This window comes from Terrabacter tumescens, from assembly GCF_014646815.1.
Classification (GTDB): domain Bacteria; phylum Actinomycetota; class Actinomycetes; order Actinomycetales; family Dermatophilaceae; genus Terrabacter; species Terrabacter tumescens.
The window spans coordinates 143,881-157,868 of sequence record NZ_BMNZ01000002.1 but is presented as its reverse complement, the minus strand read 5'-3'; the positions used below and the strand labels follow the sequence as shown (position 1 = coordinate 157,868).

General features: G+C 71.5%; 13 protein-coding genes. 6 read left to right on the top strand and 7 right to left on the bottom strand.

Going from position 1 to position 13,988, the window contains the following annotated elements:
* Nucleotides 1-316: 316 nt before the first annotated feature.
* Together IEY30_RS04750 and IEY30_RS04745 are read right to left on the bottom strand one after the other, a co-directional pair.
* On the bottom strand, nucleotides 317-1,375 hold the full coding sequence (locus IEY30_RS04750; RefSeq protein WP_030197514.1) for a hypothetical protein: 1,059 nt from the start codon (nucleotides 1,373-1,375) through the stop codon (nucleotides 317-319).
* Between the two features lie 125 nt (nucleotides 1,376-1,500).
* The gene (locus tag IEY30_RS04745) at nucleotides 1,501-2,127 is read right to left on the bottom strand and encodes an antitoxin (RefSeq protein ID WP_052358498.1); all 627 of its coding nucleotides are present in this window, start codon (nucleotides 2,125-2,127) and stop codon (nucleotides 1,501-1,503) included.
* Between the two features lie 175 nt (nucleotides 2,128-2,302).
* Between IEY30_RS04745 and IEY30_RS04740 the strand changes: the two genes are divergently transcribed.
* The 3 genes from IEY30_RS04740 (at nucleotide 2,303) to IEY30_RS04730 (ending at nucleotide 4,429) form a co-directional block, all read left to right on the top strand.
* Nucleotides 2,303-2,821: a peptidylprolyl isomerase gene (locus IEY30_RS04740; RefSeq protein WP_030197507.1), complete on the top strand. Its 519-nt coding sequence runs from the start codon at nucleotides 2,303-2,305 to the stop codon at nucleotides 2,819-2,821.
* A 66-nt stretch (nucleotides 2,822-2,887) separates the two neighbouring features.
* A complete protein-coding gene (locus IEY30_RS04735) occupies nucleotides 2,888-3,838 on the top strand; it encodes a rhomboid family intramembrane serine protease (RefSeq protein WP_229674843.1) in 951 nt (316 codons plus the stop codon).
* A 6-nt stretch (nucleotides 3,839-3,844) separates the two neighbouring features.
* Nucleotides 3,845-4,429, top strand: a complete 585-nt coding sequence (locus IEY30_RS04730; protein WP_030197501.1) for a P-loop nucleotide/nucleoside kinase family protein — start codon at nucleotides 3,845-3,847, stop codon at nucleotides 4,427-4,429.
* A gap of 236 nt (nucleotides 4,430-4,665) precedes the next feature.
* On the opposite strand, the gene IEY30_RS04725 is transcribed toward IEY30_RS04730, so the two are convergent.
* Nucleotides 4,666-4,917: a cell division protein CrgA gene (locus IEY30_RS04725; RefSeq protein ID WP_020141592.1), complete on the bottom strand. Its 252-nt coding sequence runs from the start codon at nucleotides 4,915-4,917 to the stop codon at nucleotides 4,666-4,668.
* Between the two features lie 185 nt (nucleotides 4,918-5,102).
* Between IEY30_RS04725 and IEY30_RS04720 the strand changes: the two genes are divergently transcribed.
* The 3 genes from IEY30_RS04720 to IEY30_RS04710 all read left to right on the top strand — a co-directional run bounded on the left by IEY30_RS04720 (nucleotide 5,103) and on the right by IEY30_RS04710 (nucleotide 7,510).
* Nucleotides 5,103-5,885, top strand: a complete 783-nt coding sequence (locus IEY30_RS04720) for a helix-turn-helix transcriptional regulator (protein ID WP_162181003.1) — start codon at nucleotides 5,103-5,105, stop codon at nucleotides 5,883-5,885.
* Nucleotides 5,886-5,978: 93 nt separating this feature from the next.
* Nucleotides 5,979-6,854 carry a DUF881 domain-containing protein gene (locus IEY30_RS04715; protein ID WP_030197496.1) on the top strand — a complete coding sequence of 292 codons (876 nt, stop codon included), beginning with the start codon at nucleotides 5,979-5,981 and terminating at the stop codon, nucleotides 6,852-6,854.
* Nucleotides 6,855-6,880: 26 nt separating this feature from the next.
* Entirely contained in the window at nucleotides 6,881-7,510 is a 630-nt protein-coding gene (locus IEY30_RS04710) for an aminodeoxychorismate/anthranilate synthase component II (RefSeq protein ID WP_030197493.1), read from the top strand.
* Between the two features lie 94 nt (nucleotides 7,511-7,604).
* On the opposite strand, the gene pknB is transcribed toward IEY30_RS04710, so the two are convergent.
* From pknB to IEY30_RS04690, 4 genes are all read right to left on the bottom strand, one after another.
* Nucleotides 7,605-9,458 (bottom strand): Stk1 family PASTA domain-containing Ser/Thr kinase, encoded by a 1,854-nt coding sequence (pknB, locus tag IEY30_RS04705; RefSeq protein ID WP_030197487.1) that lies wholly within the window; start codon nucleotides 9,456-9,458, stop codon nucleotides 7,605-7,607.
* Nucleotides 9,459-9,573: 115 nt separating this feature from the next.
* Nucleotides 9,574-10,989: a serine/threonine-protein kinase gene (locus IEY30_RS04700; RefSeq protein WP_081920458.1), complete on the bottom strand. Its 1,416-nt coding sequence runs from the start codon at nucleotides 10,987-10,989 to the stop codon at nucleotides 9,574-9,576.
* Nucleotides 10,986-12,446 (bottom strand): peptidoglycan D,D-transpeptidase FtsI family protein, encoded by a 1,461-nt coding sequence (locus IEY30_RS04695; RefSeq protein WP_030197482.1) that lies wholly within the window; start codon nucleotides 12,444-12,446, stop codon nucleotides 10,986-10,988. Before IEY30_RS04695 ends, IEY30_RS04700 begins: the two co-directional genes overlap by 4 nt.
* Nucleotides 12,443-13,840 carry an FtsW/RodA/SpoVE family cell cycle protein gene (locus IEY30_RS04690; RefSeq protein ID WP_043416743.1) on the bottom strand — a complete coding sequence of 466 codons (1,398 nt, stop codon included), beginning with the start codon at nucleotides 13,838-13,840 and terminating at the stop codon, nucleotides 12,443-12,445. Before IEY30_RS04690 ends, IEY30_RS04695 begins: the two co-directional genes overlap by 4 nt.
* Nucleotides 13,841-13,988 lie beyond the last annotated feature (148 nt).

The window sequence follows — 13,988 nt, the reverse complement described above, 5'->3', positions numbered from 1 at the left end:
CGCGCCCTCACCGGCTCGGGTCACGGGTGTCCTGCGTGGAAGGAACCGAAACTGACGCGCTTGATGTGATGGAAACTTCATCGAGCCCCTCGCGCAACCGGCTGGACTGGGTCTAGACTGGTGGAAGCGAAGGGTTGGGCACGCACGAACCGCGCCCAGCCCTTCTGCATGTGCTGGCTCGCGCTGTCCCCCTGTCGGTGCGAGCCAGCTCAAGCAGAGAAGGACCCGGATGCCCTTGGCATCCGGGTCCTTCTCTTTGTGCTCTCTTGCTGCCCTGCGGTCCGCTGCGTGCTCGTGGAGCACGCAGCGGAAACGGTCAGCTCGGGCTGTCGCCGTTCTCCTCGGCGAGCTTCGCCTTGGCCGAGCCACGCGGGGACGCCTTGGTGGAGGCGCCGTTGATCGTGCCGCCCTCGACCGCCTCGGACGTGATCGCGTCGGAGTCGGGCGCCGGGTCGACGGCGGTGACCTCGCCGGCGGAGGTGCCGGCCTCGTCGGCGACGGACTCGATCGACTCGACGGACTCGCCGGAGCGGTCCTTGGCGTCGGCGATCGCGGACTGGCCCTTGGCGGCGAGGTCGCCGGCCTTGTCCTTGGCCGCGTCGGCGATCTCGGCGCCCTTCTCCCTGGCCTTGCTCGCGGCGTCGGCGACGGCATCCTTGGCGTGGCCGACCTGCTCGGCCGCCTTGTCCTTGAACGTCGTGTCGGTGCCGAGGGTGCCCGTGCCGGAGCGCGAGTCGAGCGGCGTGGCCCACGGGTCGTCGGCCTGCTGCTGCTTGCGGAAGGCGGCCACGGCAGCCACGGCGGCAGCGGTCAGACCGATGGCGATGAGCCACTTGCCCTTGCCGGCGCGCTTCTTGGCGACCGCGTCGCCCTTGAGGACGGAGTAGGCGTCCTGGGCGCGGTGCCCACCGACGGCCGCGGTCTCGCGGGCCTGCGCGGCGGCCTGCTCGAGGTGCGGAGCAGCCGCCTCCCGAGCCTGCTCGGCGCCGGCCGCGAGCGCGGCGGCGGCGGTCGCGATGGCGGCGCCGACCTTAGGCAGCACGGACTCGGTCAACGTGGACTGCGCGGCCTCAACCCGTGGCCTCGCGCGGTCGGCGGCGTCGTGCAACGCCTCCTCCGCGGCCTCGCGGGCCTGGGTGGCCGTCGCGACGAGGGCCGGTGAGGCTGCCTCCTTGGCGCTGTTGAGGCGCTCACGGGCGCTGTCAGCGACGTGCTGCAGCATGGGCGTGGCGCCCTCACGCGCAGCGAGGGTGCGCTCCTTGGCGAGCGCGGCGGCCTCTGCTGCCGCGGCTGCGGCGCTTGCCCTGAGGTCGGCTGCCGCAGCCTGAGCCTGGTCTACGGCAGCCTCCGTGCGGGACTGCTTGGTTCGGAACATACGTCCTCCTAGGTCCTGTCGTCCGTACCCATCCTGCCAACTTCGGCCACGCGCCGCACGGACACGGGGTCGGGCGTGCCCGACGTCATGCCCGCACGGATCGCGTATGCCGTGTGGTGCCCCGGTCAGCTCGTGGCGTCGTGCGGGGGCTGGGTCCCCCGGGGTGCCGCGTCCGCGTCCTCGGGCGCCGGGGCGTCCGGGTGCGGGGCCGTCGGAGCGGGCGGGTGGTCGAGCCCGAGGACGGTGTCCTCGAGGGTCGTGTCCTCGAGCGCCTCGCGCGTCGGGACGGGGACGTCGCCGGCGGCTGCGCCGAACCCGCTCTCGTGCACCGGGGTCGGCGGGTCGATCGGGGACGGCGCGTCGAGCGGGCTCGCCGACACGGGCGCCGGCGCCTCGGGGTCGGCGGGGAACGGCTCGCCGCCGGTCACGTCGGTCGCCCCGGCTGCCGCTGCCGCGCCGGTCGCGGTCGTCGGACCCGAAGTGTGGCCCTCGGCGACCTTGTCGACACCGCGGTCGACCTGCTCCCTGACCTTGGCCACCTTGTCGGCGTACTTGCCCTCGGTCTTCTCGTCGATCTTGGCCGTCGCCGACTCGACGTAGCCGTCGATCTTCTCGCGGTTCTGGACGGCGTAGTCACCCGCCTTCTCGCGCGCCTGCTTGGCGGCGGCGGCGGCCTGCTCCTGCAGGTGCTTGGCCTTGGCCTCGAGGTCGAGCTCCTCGGCCTTCTTCTTCAGCTTGTCCATGAACGACATCGGCACTCCGTCCTGCGCCGGCCGGTGGCCGGCTGCTCATCGCGTCGCGTCCCCAACTGCTGTGAGGTCGATCCTTCTCCTTGGCCAACGGTGGGTCCAGCCCCAGCGTTCCGCCTCACGGGGGCGCATACCCGGCCGGACGGCATACGTGCTCGGTCATGCGAGGATTGGGCCCATGAAGGCAACCCTGCACACGAACCACGGTGACATCGTCATCGACCTCTTCGAGCACCAGGCCCCGAAGACGGTGGAGAACTTCGTCGGTCTCGCCAAGGGCGAGAAGGAGTACAAGGACGACGCCGGGCGCACCAACCCGACCCCGTTCTACGACGGCCTGATCTTCCACCGCATCATCCCGAACTTCATGATCCAGGGCGGCTGCCCGATCGGTCAGGGCTTCGGTGGCCCGGGCTATGCGTTCGACGACGAGATCAGCCCCGACAAGGACTTCACCAAGCCCTACATCCTCGCCATGGCCAACGCCGGCAAGCGCATGGGCAAGGGCACCAACGGCTCGCAGTTCTTCATCACGACCGCGGCCACGACGTGGCTGCAGGGCAAGCACACGATCTTCGGTGAGGTCGCCGACCAGGCCTCGCGCGACGTCGTCGACAAGATCGGTGCCGTCGCCACCGGCGCCAACGACAAGCCGCTCGAGGACGTCGTCATCAACTCGGTCACCATCGAGGACTGACGCACCACCGCTCCACCGCTTCAACTGCTCCACCGCCCACGGACGCGACCGGCAGGGGGAATCCCGTTGTCTGACAACCCGATCAGTGGCCAGCCCGGCCACGACTCTGCAGAGCCGGGAGTGCCGCAGCCCGCTGCCGGTCCGTCCGTGTGCCCGCGCCACCCCGACCGCGAGGCCTACGTCCGCTGCCAGCGCTGCGGCCGTCCCGCATGCCCCGAGTGCCAGCGTCCCGCCGCCGTCGGCATCCAGTGCGTCGACTGCGTCCGCGAAGCCGCCCAGACCGCGCCGAGCGCGCGCACCGTCTTCGGTGGCCGGGCGACCGACGGCACTCCCGTCGTCACCTACACGATCATCGCCATCTGCGCCGTCGTCTACCTCGCGCAGCGCGCGAGCGACACCGTCACCCAGAACTACGCCTTCGCGCCCTACCTCGGGTGGACCGAGCCGTGGCGCTTCGTCACGGCGGCGTTCCTGCACTCGCCGACGACCTTCTTCCACATCCTGCTCAACATGTTCGCGCTGTGGTCGCTCGGTCAGTACCTCGAGCCGATGCTCGGCCGGGCCCGGTTCGCCGCGCTCTACCTCATCAGCGGCATCGGTGGCCAGGTCGCCGTCACCCTGCTCGCCGCCGCGCCGACGCTCGAGAACCTCCGCGCCGGCATCGGTGGCGCCTGGTTCGGCGCCGTCGTCGGTGCCTCCGGCGCGATCTTCGGCCTCTTCGGCGCCCTGCTCGTGCTCAACCGTCACCTCGGCCGGTCCTCGACGGCGATGTACGCGACGATCGCGATCAACGCCGCCTTCGGCTTCCTCTACCCCGGCATCTCGTGGCAGGCCCACCTCGGCGGCCTCGTCACCGGCGTCATCTGTGCTCTGGCCATCGTGGTGTTCCGGCGCCAGGGCGTGCGCCACCTCGTCTGGGCCGCCCTGACCGCCGTGCTCGCCCTGCTCGTCGTCGTCGCGGTGGCCAAGTACCTCACCGTGCCCCAGGCCATCCGCGATCTGAGCATCTTCGGCTGAGGCCCCGTGCACCTCCTCTGCCTCACCGGGCCGCCGGCCGTCGGCAAGATGACGGTGGGACGCGCCGTGTGCGACCGCACCGGCTTCCGGCTCTTCCACAACCACATGTCGATCGAGCCGTTGCTCGGCGTCTACGACTTCGGCACGCCGTCCTTCCAGCGGATCAACGCGATGATCCGCCGCGAGGTCATCGCCGAGTCGGTGGTGGCCGACCTGCCCGGCCTCGTCTTCACCTTCGCCATCGACCTCGACCGCCCGGGTGAACTCGCTCAGCTGCACGAGCTCATCGGGCCCGTCGAGCGAGCCGGCGCCCCCATCGACGTCGTCGAGCTGCTCGCGCCGCAGGAGGTCCGCCTCGCCCGTGAGGGTGGCCCCGACCGGATGGACCACAAGCGGAGCAAGCGCGACGTCCAGTGGGCCCGCTCCCACGTCGTCGACCTCGAGTCGCGCGCGAGGTTCACCACCGACCCCGAGCGGGACGGCGACCGACTGGTGCCGGGGCACCGGCACCTGCGCCTCGACAACGCCCACGGGGACCCCGCCCTGACGGCCGAGCGCATCATCACCGAGCTCGGCCTGCCGCACCTCTGACGAGCGGTTCCCACAGGCGCGGGAGAAGTTGTCCACCGGGTGTGGACAAGCCTGTGGATGTAGTTACACACGTGTCATTCATCCCCAGCTGGGGACAACTGTGTGGATAACTCGGGGGTCCTGCGCTGGAGGTTGTGCACGGCCGTCATCCACAGCTGTGGACCGAAAAGCAGGACGCCGGCCGTCCACAGTGTGTGGACAGCCGGCGTCGACTCGCCTGTGGGGAGAGCGCGTGGTCAGCGCCACCGCATCGTCATGATGAAACCGCCCATGAGCAGCACGAAGCCCACGCCGAGGTTCCAGACCCCGATCGAGCCGATGGGGTACTTGTACTCGGTCACGTAGTAGACGACGATCCACAGCAGCCCGAGGACGAGCAGCGTGATGAAGACGGGCGCCCACCAGGTGGGGTTGGGCTCGGCGGCCTTGCTGGTGCGGGGCGGGGTGTATGCCGCCGCCTTGTGGTCGCGGCCTTTGGACTCGGGCACTGCGTTCTCCTTGCTCTGAGTTGAGGCAAGGGTAACCAATGACGCACGCCGCGTCCCTGCCCGAGCAGGTGAGCCTGCCCCGGCAGGTGTCTGCGTCGCTGTGACCTCGGTACCCACGGGTCCGCGCTCGAGTTGACCCGGGCGACGAACCCGGCATGCTGGCAGCAAGCACGCGAGAACAGGGGATGACGTTGAAGACCAGCCCAGTGCCGGGCGACACCGACCTCGCCGCGTCGGCCGTGGAGCTGTCTGGCGTCGTCAACTCCCTGGCCGTGACCCACCTCGGCGGTGGCCCGACGCCCGGCTTCCGGCGGCTCGGCACCGGCAGCGAGGAGATCGAGCGCAACCTCGCCGAGGCCGTCGAGCCCCTGACCCGCCGCTCGGCGTGGTCGATGCAGCCGCTCATCCACTTCGATCCCAGCGACGGTGTGCGCAGGACCAACGCCCGGTCGAGCGCGCGCGGACTCGACATGCGCACGATGACCACTGAGCGCACGTTGCGCATCAACCCGCTCGCCTCGTCCGAGGACCCCGGCCTCCGCATCGGCCCCGCGCTCTTCCAGTGCATCCTCGTCGACGAGTCCACGGCTGTCGTCGGTGGTCCGCTCAGCCCCCAGGGCTTCCCGACGGCGTGGCTCGCCACGCGGTCCGACGTCGTGGAGCACGTGATACGCCTCTGGCACGAGACCTGGGCGCGGTCGCGCCCCGCCGTCCCTGCCGGCACGGCCCCGACCTTCACCGCGCGGCAGTGCCTCGTGGCCCGGCGTCTCGTCGTCGGCACCAAGGACGCGGCCATCGCGCGCGAGCTCGGCGTCTCGCTGCGCACCGTGGCCGCCGAGATCTCCCACCTCGTGGCCCAGCTCGGCGCGAGCAACCGTGCGGCGGCCACCCTCGCGCTGCGCGGTGGCACGCAGCAGGGCGACACAGCCTCGATGGCGCCCTACCTCCGGGCGGCCGGCGAACGGTGACGGGCGCAGCCGCCAGCACGGTGGTGAGCCCCCACCTGCCGTGACGGGGCACAATGGAGGCTGCGCGGACGGTCCGCGCGAGCGAGGTCACCCGTGAAGCAGGACAGCGAGCACCCCGAGGCGCCCGGGCAGCCCCAGGCCCCGGAGCCGACCGAGGTGTCGGACTCAGCCGCCGACACCTCTGCCGTGTCCTCTGCCGTGTCCTCGACCCAGCCCTCGACCGAGCCTCCCGCCGCGGAACCTCGCCCGCGACGACGGCTCACGTGGGGCCTGCTCGTCCCCGTCGTCATGGGTGCAGCGGGCCTGATGTTCGCCATGAGCTTCCAGGCCGCCCAAGGCCGGGACCTGCGCGCCGACCGTGACCTCCCGCAGCTCATCATGGAGGGGGACTCCCGCGTCGCCGAGAAGGCCGGGGTCCTCGACGAGCTCCAGAAGGAGGTCGAGGCGCTGACCAAGACGAACGCGCCGACCGACGACCACCTCTCGAGCCTGACCCGCGCCGCCGACGAGCTCGCCGCGACCGCCGCCACGACCAAGGTCCGCGGCGCGGCGCTCGAGGTCTCGCTCGACGACGCGAAGCGCAGCGCCGACTCGCTCCCCGACGGCTTCACCGCCGACGACATCGTCGTGCACCAGCAGGACGTGCAGGCCGTCGTCAACGCGCTGTGGACCTCCGGCGCCGAGGCGATGATGATCCAGGACCAGCGGGTCATCTCCACGAGCGCCGTCCGCTGCGTCGGCAACACCCTGATCCTGCAGGGTCGGGTCTACGCGCCGCCCTACCGCATCACCGCCATCGGCGACATCGACCGGATGGAGCGCGGCCTCGACGCCGACCCGTCCGTCACGATCTACAAGCAGTACGTCGACGCCGTCGGCCTCGGCTACGGGCTGCACACCATCAGCTCGATCGAGTTCCCGGCCTACTCCGGCTCGGTCGACTTCCAGTACGCGACGCCGATCCGCTGAGCGCCCCCACCATCCCTGAGGCCCGCATGACCCGCATCCTCGTCATCGACAACTACGACAGCTTCGTCTACACGATCGTCGGCTACCTCGAGCAGCTCGGCGCCGAGTGCACCGTGGTCCGCAACGACGCCGTCGAGGCGCGCGCCGCCGCCGACCACGACGGCGTCCTCGTCTCGCCCGGGCCCGGCACCCCCGAGGGCGCCGGCGTGTCGATGGACGTCATCCGTGAGTGCGCCCGCACCGGCACGCCGATGTTCGGCGTCTGCCTCGGGCACCAGGCGCTCGGCGCCGTCATGGGCGCGACCGTCGACCGGGCTCCCGAGCTGCTCCACGGCAAGACCTCGCTCGTGCACCACGACGGGACCGGCGTCCTCGAGGGCCTGCCGAGCCCGTTCACCGCGACGCGCTACCACTCGCTGACGATCGACCCGGCGACGTTGCCCGCCGAGCTCGTCGCCACCGGCCACACCGACTCCGGCCTCGTCATGGCGGTGCGGCACCGCGACCTGCCGCTGCACGGCGTCCAGTTCCACCCGGAGAGCGTCCTGACCGAGGGCGGCCACCGGATGCTCGCGAACTTCCTCGCGATGTGCGGCGACGCGCACGCCGTCGAGCGCTCCGTCGGGCTCAGCCCGCTCGTGACCGCCGCGGTCTGACGGGCGCCGGCCACCCGGCATACGCCATCGACAACGAAAGGGCCCTCCCGCTTGGGAAGGGCCCTCTCGTATGCCGTGTGGAGCTGCTGGCGCGCTACTGACCGGGCGGCGTGGTCGGCGTGCCGGTGTCGGTGCTCGTCGTCGTCGGCGTCTGCGTCGGGGTGACGGTGACCGTCGACGGGGTCGGGGTCGGGGTGCGGGCCACCTTGACGGTGATCTGCGTGCCCGCCTTGACGACGTCGCCGGCCCGGTCGACCGAGAGGACCTCGTCGGGGTTCTTGTCGGAGTCGACGGTCTCCTTGCGCGGGTCGAGACCCGCCTTCTGGAGGGCGACGGCGGCCAGCGCCCAGTCCTGCCCGACGAGGTTGTCGGGGACCTTGACGTTGCCGGTGGCGTAGAAGATCTTGATCTTCGAGCCCTTGGCGACGACCGACTGGGCCGCCGGCTCGGTCTTGGTCACCTTGTCCTTGGACTGGTCGGGAGTGTTCTCCTCCTGGAAGCCGGACACGACGAAGCCCTGCTTCTCCAGCTCCGCCCGCGCCTCGTCCTTGTCGAAGCCGGTGACGTTGGGGACCGTGAGGTTGTCCGGCCCGGTCGAGACGACGTACTTGACGACCGACTGCTCGGCGATCTTCGTGCCCGACTTCGGGTCCTGGCTGATGACGTCGCCCTCGGGCACGGTGGTGCTCGCCGCGGGCGACTTCTCGCCCCGCAGGTTGTTGGTCGCGAGGGTGCGGGCCGCGGTCTCCTCGTTCATGCCCTCGATGGCGGGCACCGAGACCATCGTCACGGCGGGCGTCTGGTTGCCGAACCACGACACGGCGCCCCAGCCGACGAGCGCGAGCACGGCGATGACGAGCAGCGTGATGAGGGCGGCCTTGCCCTTGCCGCCCTTGCCCTGCTCGTCGTCCTCCTCGTGGCCGACGGCCGGGAGCCCGGCGGTGTTCTCGTAGCGGTCCCGGCGGGCGGTGACCGGCGCCTGCACGGCGGTGGGGGTGCCGGCGACGGCATACGCCTGCGGAAGGGTCTGCGTGGCTGCGGCGCCGACGGAAGCGGCCGTGCCGAGCGCGGCCGCGCTGATCTGGCGCCCGAGCCGGACGTTCTCGAGGTCCGCCCGGAAGGCGCCGGCGTTCTGGTATCGGGCCTCGCGGTCCTTGGCGAGGGCGTGGAGCGTCACGGCGTCGAGGTCGCCGCCGACGGCGTCGTTGAAGACGCTCGGGGGCTGCGGCGGCTCGCCGACGTGCTGGTAGGCGATGGCGACGGGCGAGTCACCGGTGAACGGTGGGCGCCCGGCGAGCAGCTCGAAGAGCAGGCAGCCCGTCGAGTAGAGGTCGGAGCGCGCGTCGACCGTCTGGCCCTGCGCCTGCTCCGGCGAGAGGTACTGCGCGGTGCCGACGACCGACTGGGTCTGGGTCATCGTCGCGGCCGTGTCGGCGATCGCGCGCGCGATGCCGAAGTCCATGACCTTGACGTGCCCGTTGCTCGTGATCATGACGTTGGCCGGCTTGATGTCACGGTGGACGATGCCCATCCGGTGGCTGTAGGCCAGCGCGTCGAGGATGCCCTCGGTGACCCGGATGGCCTCGGCGGGCTCGAACTGCTCGTGCTCGGTCAGCTGCTGGCGCAGGGTCTGGCCGTCGACGTACTCCATGACGATGTAGGGCAGCGTCGTGCGCGTGCCGTTGGGGCCCTCGACGACGCTGTCGTCCTCGCCCGAGTCGAAGATGGCGACGATCGCCGGGTGGTTGAGCCCGGCCGCCGACTGGGCCTCGCGGCGGAAGCGCATGAGGAAGTTCGCGTCGCGCGCGAGGTCCGAGCGCAGCATCTTGATGGCGACCTGGCGTCCGAGACGGGTGTCGTGGCCGAGGTGCACGTCGGCCATCCCGCCACGACCGATCAGCTCGCCGACCTCGTAGCGTCCGCCGAGGACACGGGGTGCGGTGCTCACGTCGTTGGCCTCTGCTCGTTCGGGTGCTGGGTCATCCTGGTCCGCTCGTCGTGCGCCTGCGTCGCGCTGTTCGGGCTGCTCGGGTGGGTCGGGCTGGTGGGGCTGCTCGGGCATGTCACTTCGCCTTGCCGCCCTTCCCCTTGTTCCTGCCGGGGTGGGCGGGCTTCGGGGAGGTCTTCGTCGTCGTGGCCTTCGTCGTGGTCGTCGTCGTGGTCCGGCTCGACGTCTGCTTCGGGCTCGCGGTGGTCGGCTTCGGGGTGCTCGTCGCGCGGGGCGTGCTGGCCGTGCTGGGGGTGGTCGCAGTCGGGACCGTGGCCGCGGGCGTCGTGGCGGCGGCCGGCCGTGCGTCGGGGCTCGCGGCCGGACCGTTCATGACGCTGCCGAGGGCGAAGGCCCCCAGTGCGACGACCGCGACGGCCGGGACGGCGAGCCAGGCCAGGCGACTGCGGCGGCTGCTGTCCCGCGAACCGGCTCCGGACGACGATCCCGACGACGGCCTCGACGACGCGAGGCGAGAACGGCGGGACGACGCGCGGGACGCGGCCCGGGACGTGACGCCCGAAGCGCCAGGGGCGCCGGCGGCGACCGGCAGCAGCCGGGTGGTGGAGGGCGTCGTGGGAGGTGTGGGCGTCACGCCGGGCAGCGACCCGAGCGGCACGCCCGCGGCCTCGGCCACGGCGCGCGCGTCGGCGGGGCGGTCGGCAGCCGACTTGGCGAGGCACGCGTCGACGACCTCACGCAGGTCGAGCGGCACCGTGCCGGGCAGCTCGGGCGGCGGGTCGGTGACCTGGGCGATCGCCGTCGCGACGGGCGTGCCCATGTCGAACGGCTTGCGGCCGGTGATCATCTCGTGCGCCACGACGCCCAGGGAGTAGAGGTCGCTCGAGGCGGTCGCCTGCTCGCCGAGGGCCTGCTCCGGGCTGATGTAGTCGGGGGTGCCGAGCACCTCGCCGGTCAGGGTGTGCCCTGAGCCGTCGCCGACCCGGGCGATGCCGAAGTCGGTCAGCTTGGCCTGCCCCTCCGGCGTCACGATGATGTTGGCGGGCTTGACGTCGCGGTGCACGACACCGGCCTCGTGGGCCGCCGACAGGGCCAGGGCGGCCTGGCCGAGCACCGAGCGCACCTCGTCGGCCGGCATGCCGCCGTCGCTCTCGCGGATGATCTCGCCCAGCGTGCGTCCCGGCACGAGCTCCATGACGAGGTATGCCGTGCCGTCCTCCTCGCCGTAGTCGAAGACGGCCGCGATGTTGGGGTGGTGCAGCGACGCGCTGCCCCGGGCCTCGTCACGGAAGCGGTCGAGGAAGGCGACGTCGTCGGGGCCCTGGGGCCGCATCACCTTGACGGCGACCGGGCGCTGGAGCACGTCGTCGGTGGCCTCCCACACGTCGCCCATCCCGCCGGAGGCGATGGCGGCGCCGAGCGTGTAGCGGCCGCCGAGGGTCGAGCCCGTCCGGAGGCTCGGCGGGGTCGACAGGGGGGTCGACAGCTGGGTCGTCGGGTGGTTCGACAGGGGCGTCGTCGGGTGGGTCATCGGCTCAGCACCGCCTCCATGACTGCCCGCGCGATCGGTGCGGCGACGCGGCCACCGCCGATCTCGCTGCCGGTGACACCGCCGTCCTCGACGACGACGGCCACGGCGACCTTCGGGTTGACGGCCGGGGCGAAGGAGATGAACCACGCGTGCGGCGGCTTGCCGGGGTCGTGCTGCGCGGTGCCGGTCTTGCCGGCGACGTCGACGCCGGCGATCCGGGCGCGGGCGCCGCTGCCGTTGTCGACGACGGAGACCATCATCTTGGTCAGCGTGCTGGCGGTCTGCTCCGAGACGGCCTGCGAGAGCTCGACCGGGTCGGGCGTCGACTCGATGATGTCGAGGTTGGCGCTGCGCACCGAGTCGATGAGGTAGGGCGTCATGACCCGGCCCTGGTTGCCGATGCCGGCCGCGACCATCGCCATCTGCAGCGGGGTCGAGCGCACGTCGTACTGGCCGATGGCGGCCTGGGCGGCTTGGGGGGCGTTCAGGTCGGCGGGCACCGAGCTCGTCGCGACGCGCATCGGGATCTGGAGCGAGTCACCGAAGCCGAACTTCGCGGCTTGCGCGCGCAGCTTCTCGCCGCCGAGGTCGAGGCCGAGCGAGCCGAAGGTGGTGTTGCACGAGATCTCGAGCGCGTGGATGAGCGTCGTCTCGTTGTTGGGTCCGCAGGCGCGGCCGTCCTCGTTGGGCAGGTTGGTGCTCGTCAGCGGCAGGTCGAGCTCGGCCGGTCCCGGCACGGTGGAGTTCTCGTCGCTGACGACGCCGTTCTCGAGCGCGGCCGCGGCCGTCACGACCTTGAAGGTCGACCCGGGCGGGTAGACGCCGCTGATGGCGCGGTTGAGGTAGGGCTTGTCCTGGTCGGTCGACAGGCTCTGCCAGGCCTTGGCCGCCTTGGAGAGGTCGTGGCTCGAGAGCGGGTTGGGGTCGTAGGTCGGGTGGCTGACCATGGCGAGGATGGCGCCGGTCTTGGGGTCGAGGGCCACGACCGCGCCCTTGCTCTCGCCGAGCGCCTTGTCGGCGGCGGCCTGCGCCTTGGGGTCGATCGTCAGCTCGATCGTGGCGCCCGACGTCTTGCGGCCGGTGATGAGGTCGGTGACCCGGCGGACGAAGAGCGTGTCGGCGTCGCCGGAGAGCAGGTCGTCAGCGGCGTGCTCGAGGCCGTACGGGGCGCCGACGGAGTAGGAGTAGAAGCCGGTCAGCTGCGCGTAGAGCTTGTCCTGGGGGTAGGTGCGCAGGAAGCGGTACTGGTCCTCGACGGACACCGACTTCGCGACGGCCTGGCCGCCGACGACGATCGACCCGCGCTCGCGCGAGTAGGTGTCGAGCAGCGTGCGCTTGTTGGTCGACATCGCGTTGAGCGTCTTGGCCTGGGTGAACTGCACGATCGTCGAGGCCACGAGCAGGGTCGTGAAGAGCACGGCGATGAGGACCGAGAGGCGGCGGATCGGGGTGTTCACGGGAGCCTCACCACCTGGGTGACCTCGGCCGGCGACGGGTCGTCGGCGGCGACGCCCACGGGGATCTCGGGCATCGGCCTGCGAGCCTGGTCGGAGATGCGCAGCAGCAGCGCCATGATGACCCAGTTCGCGAGCAGGGACGAGCCGCCGAGCGACATGAACGGGGTCGTCAGGCCGGTCAGCGGGATGACCCGGGTGACGCCGCCGATGACGATGAAGAGCTGGAAGGCGACGGAGAAGGCGAGGCCGATCGCGAGCAGCTTGCCGAAGCCGTCGCGCACGCCGAGGGCGGTGCGGATGCCGCGCTCGCAGAAGAGCAGGTAGAGCACGATGATCGCGACCGAGCCGAAGAGCCCGAGCTCCTCACCGAGGGCCGGGAAGATGAAGTCGCTCTCGGCGAAGGACGTCAGGTAGGGCCGGCCCGCGCCGAGCCCGGTGCCGGTGAGGCCGCCGGAGGCCATGCCCCAGAGGCCGTTGGCCAGCTGGTTGGACCGCTCGAGGTTGTCCGCCGAGAAGGGGTCGAGCCAGAGGTCGACGCGCTTCTGGAAGTGCGTGAAGGCCGAGAGCGCGAAGGTGACGGCGACCGCGAAGAGCAGCAGGCCGATCGCGATCCACGAGACGCGCTCGGTCGCGACGTAGAGCATCGCGACGAAGAGGCCGAAGAAGAGCAGGGCCGAGCCGAGGTCCTTCTGGAAGACGAGCACGAGCAGCGCGAGCACCCAGGCCACGAGGATCGGCCCGAGGTCGCGACCGCGCGGGAAGGTGAAGCCGAGGACCTTCTTGCCGGCGAGCGAGAGCACGTCGCGGGTCTGGACCAAGTAGCCGGCGAAGAAGATGGCGAGGGCGATCTTGGCGAACTCGCCGGGCTGGAAGTTGAGCGGGCCGATGGAGATCCAGATCTGCGAGCCGTTGATGGTGCGGCCGATGCCGGGCACGAGCGGCAGCAGCAGGAGCACGAAGCCGGCGGCCATCGTCACGAAGGTGTAGCGGCGCAGCAGGCGGTGGTCACGGAGCACGAAGAGCACGGCCACGGCGAGCACGACGGCGAGCGTGGTCCAGATGAGCTGGCGGTAGGCGTCGCCGTCGGTGCCGAGCTTGCCGCGCGCGAGGTCGAGGCGGTGGATCATGACCAGGCCGAGGCCGTTGAGCACCGTCGTGATGGGCAGCAGCACCGGGTCGGCGTAGGCCGCCTTCCACCGCAGGACGAGGTGGACGCCCAGCGTCAGGAGCGTGAAGCCGCCGGCGACCGGGATGATGTTGGCCGGCACGGTGCCGTTGCGGTTGAGGTCGGTGGTGACCCACGCCAGCAGCACGATGGCGATCGCGAGGACGAGCAGGAGCAGCTCCGCGCCGCGGCGCGTCCGGGGGGTCAGCGGCTCGACGGTCGTCGTCACGCCACCACCCCCACGAGGCGGTCGGCGGACCCGGCGGCGGCGGGCGGCTTCGTGCTCGAGGTGCTCGGGCCGGGCGTCGACGGCGACGGCGACGGGGTGGGTGACGTCGGGGACGGCGAGGTGGGGGGCGTCGTCGGGATCGGCGTGG

Coding starts and splice junctions, on each gene's coding strand:
- IEY30_RS04710 (WP_030197493.1), top strand. CDS start 6,881: ATGACCCGCATCCTCGTCATCGACAACTACGACAGCTTCGTCTACACG.
- IEY30_RS04745 (WP_052358498.1), bottom strand. CDS start 2,127: ATGTCGTTCATGGACAAGCTGAAGAAGAAGGCCGAGGAGCTCGACCTC.
- IEY30_RS04740 (WP_030197507.1), top strand. CDS start 2,303: ATGAAGGCAACCCTGCACACGAACCACGGTGACATCGTCATCGACCTC.
- IEY30_RS04750 (WP_030197514.1), bottom strand. CDS start 1,375: ATGTTCCGAACCAAGCAGTCCCGCACGGAGGCTGCCGTAGACCAGGCT.
- IEY30_RS04700 (WP_081920458.1), bottom strand. CDS start 10,989: ATGACCCACCCGACGACGCCCCTGTCGAACCACCCGACGACCCAGCTG.
- IEY30_RS04720 (WP_162181003.1), top strand. CDS start 5,103: ATGACGTTGAAGACCAGCCCAGTGCCGGGCGACACCGACCTCGCCGCG.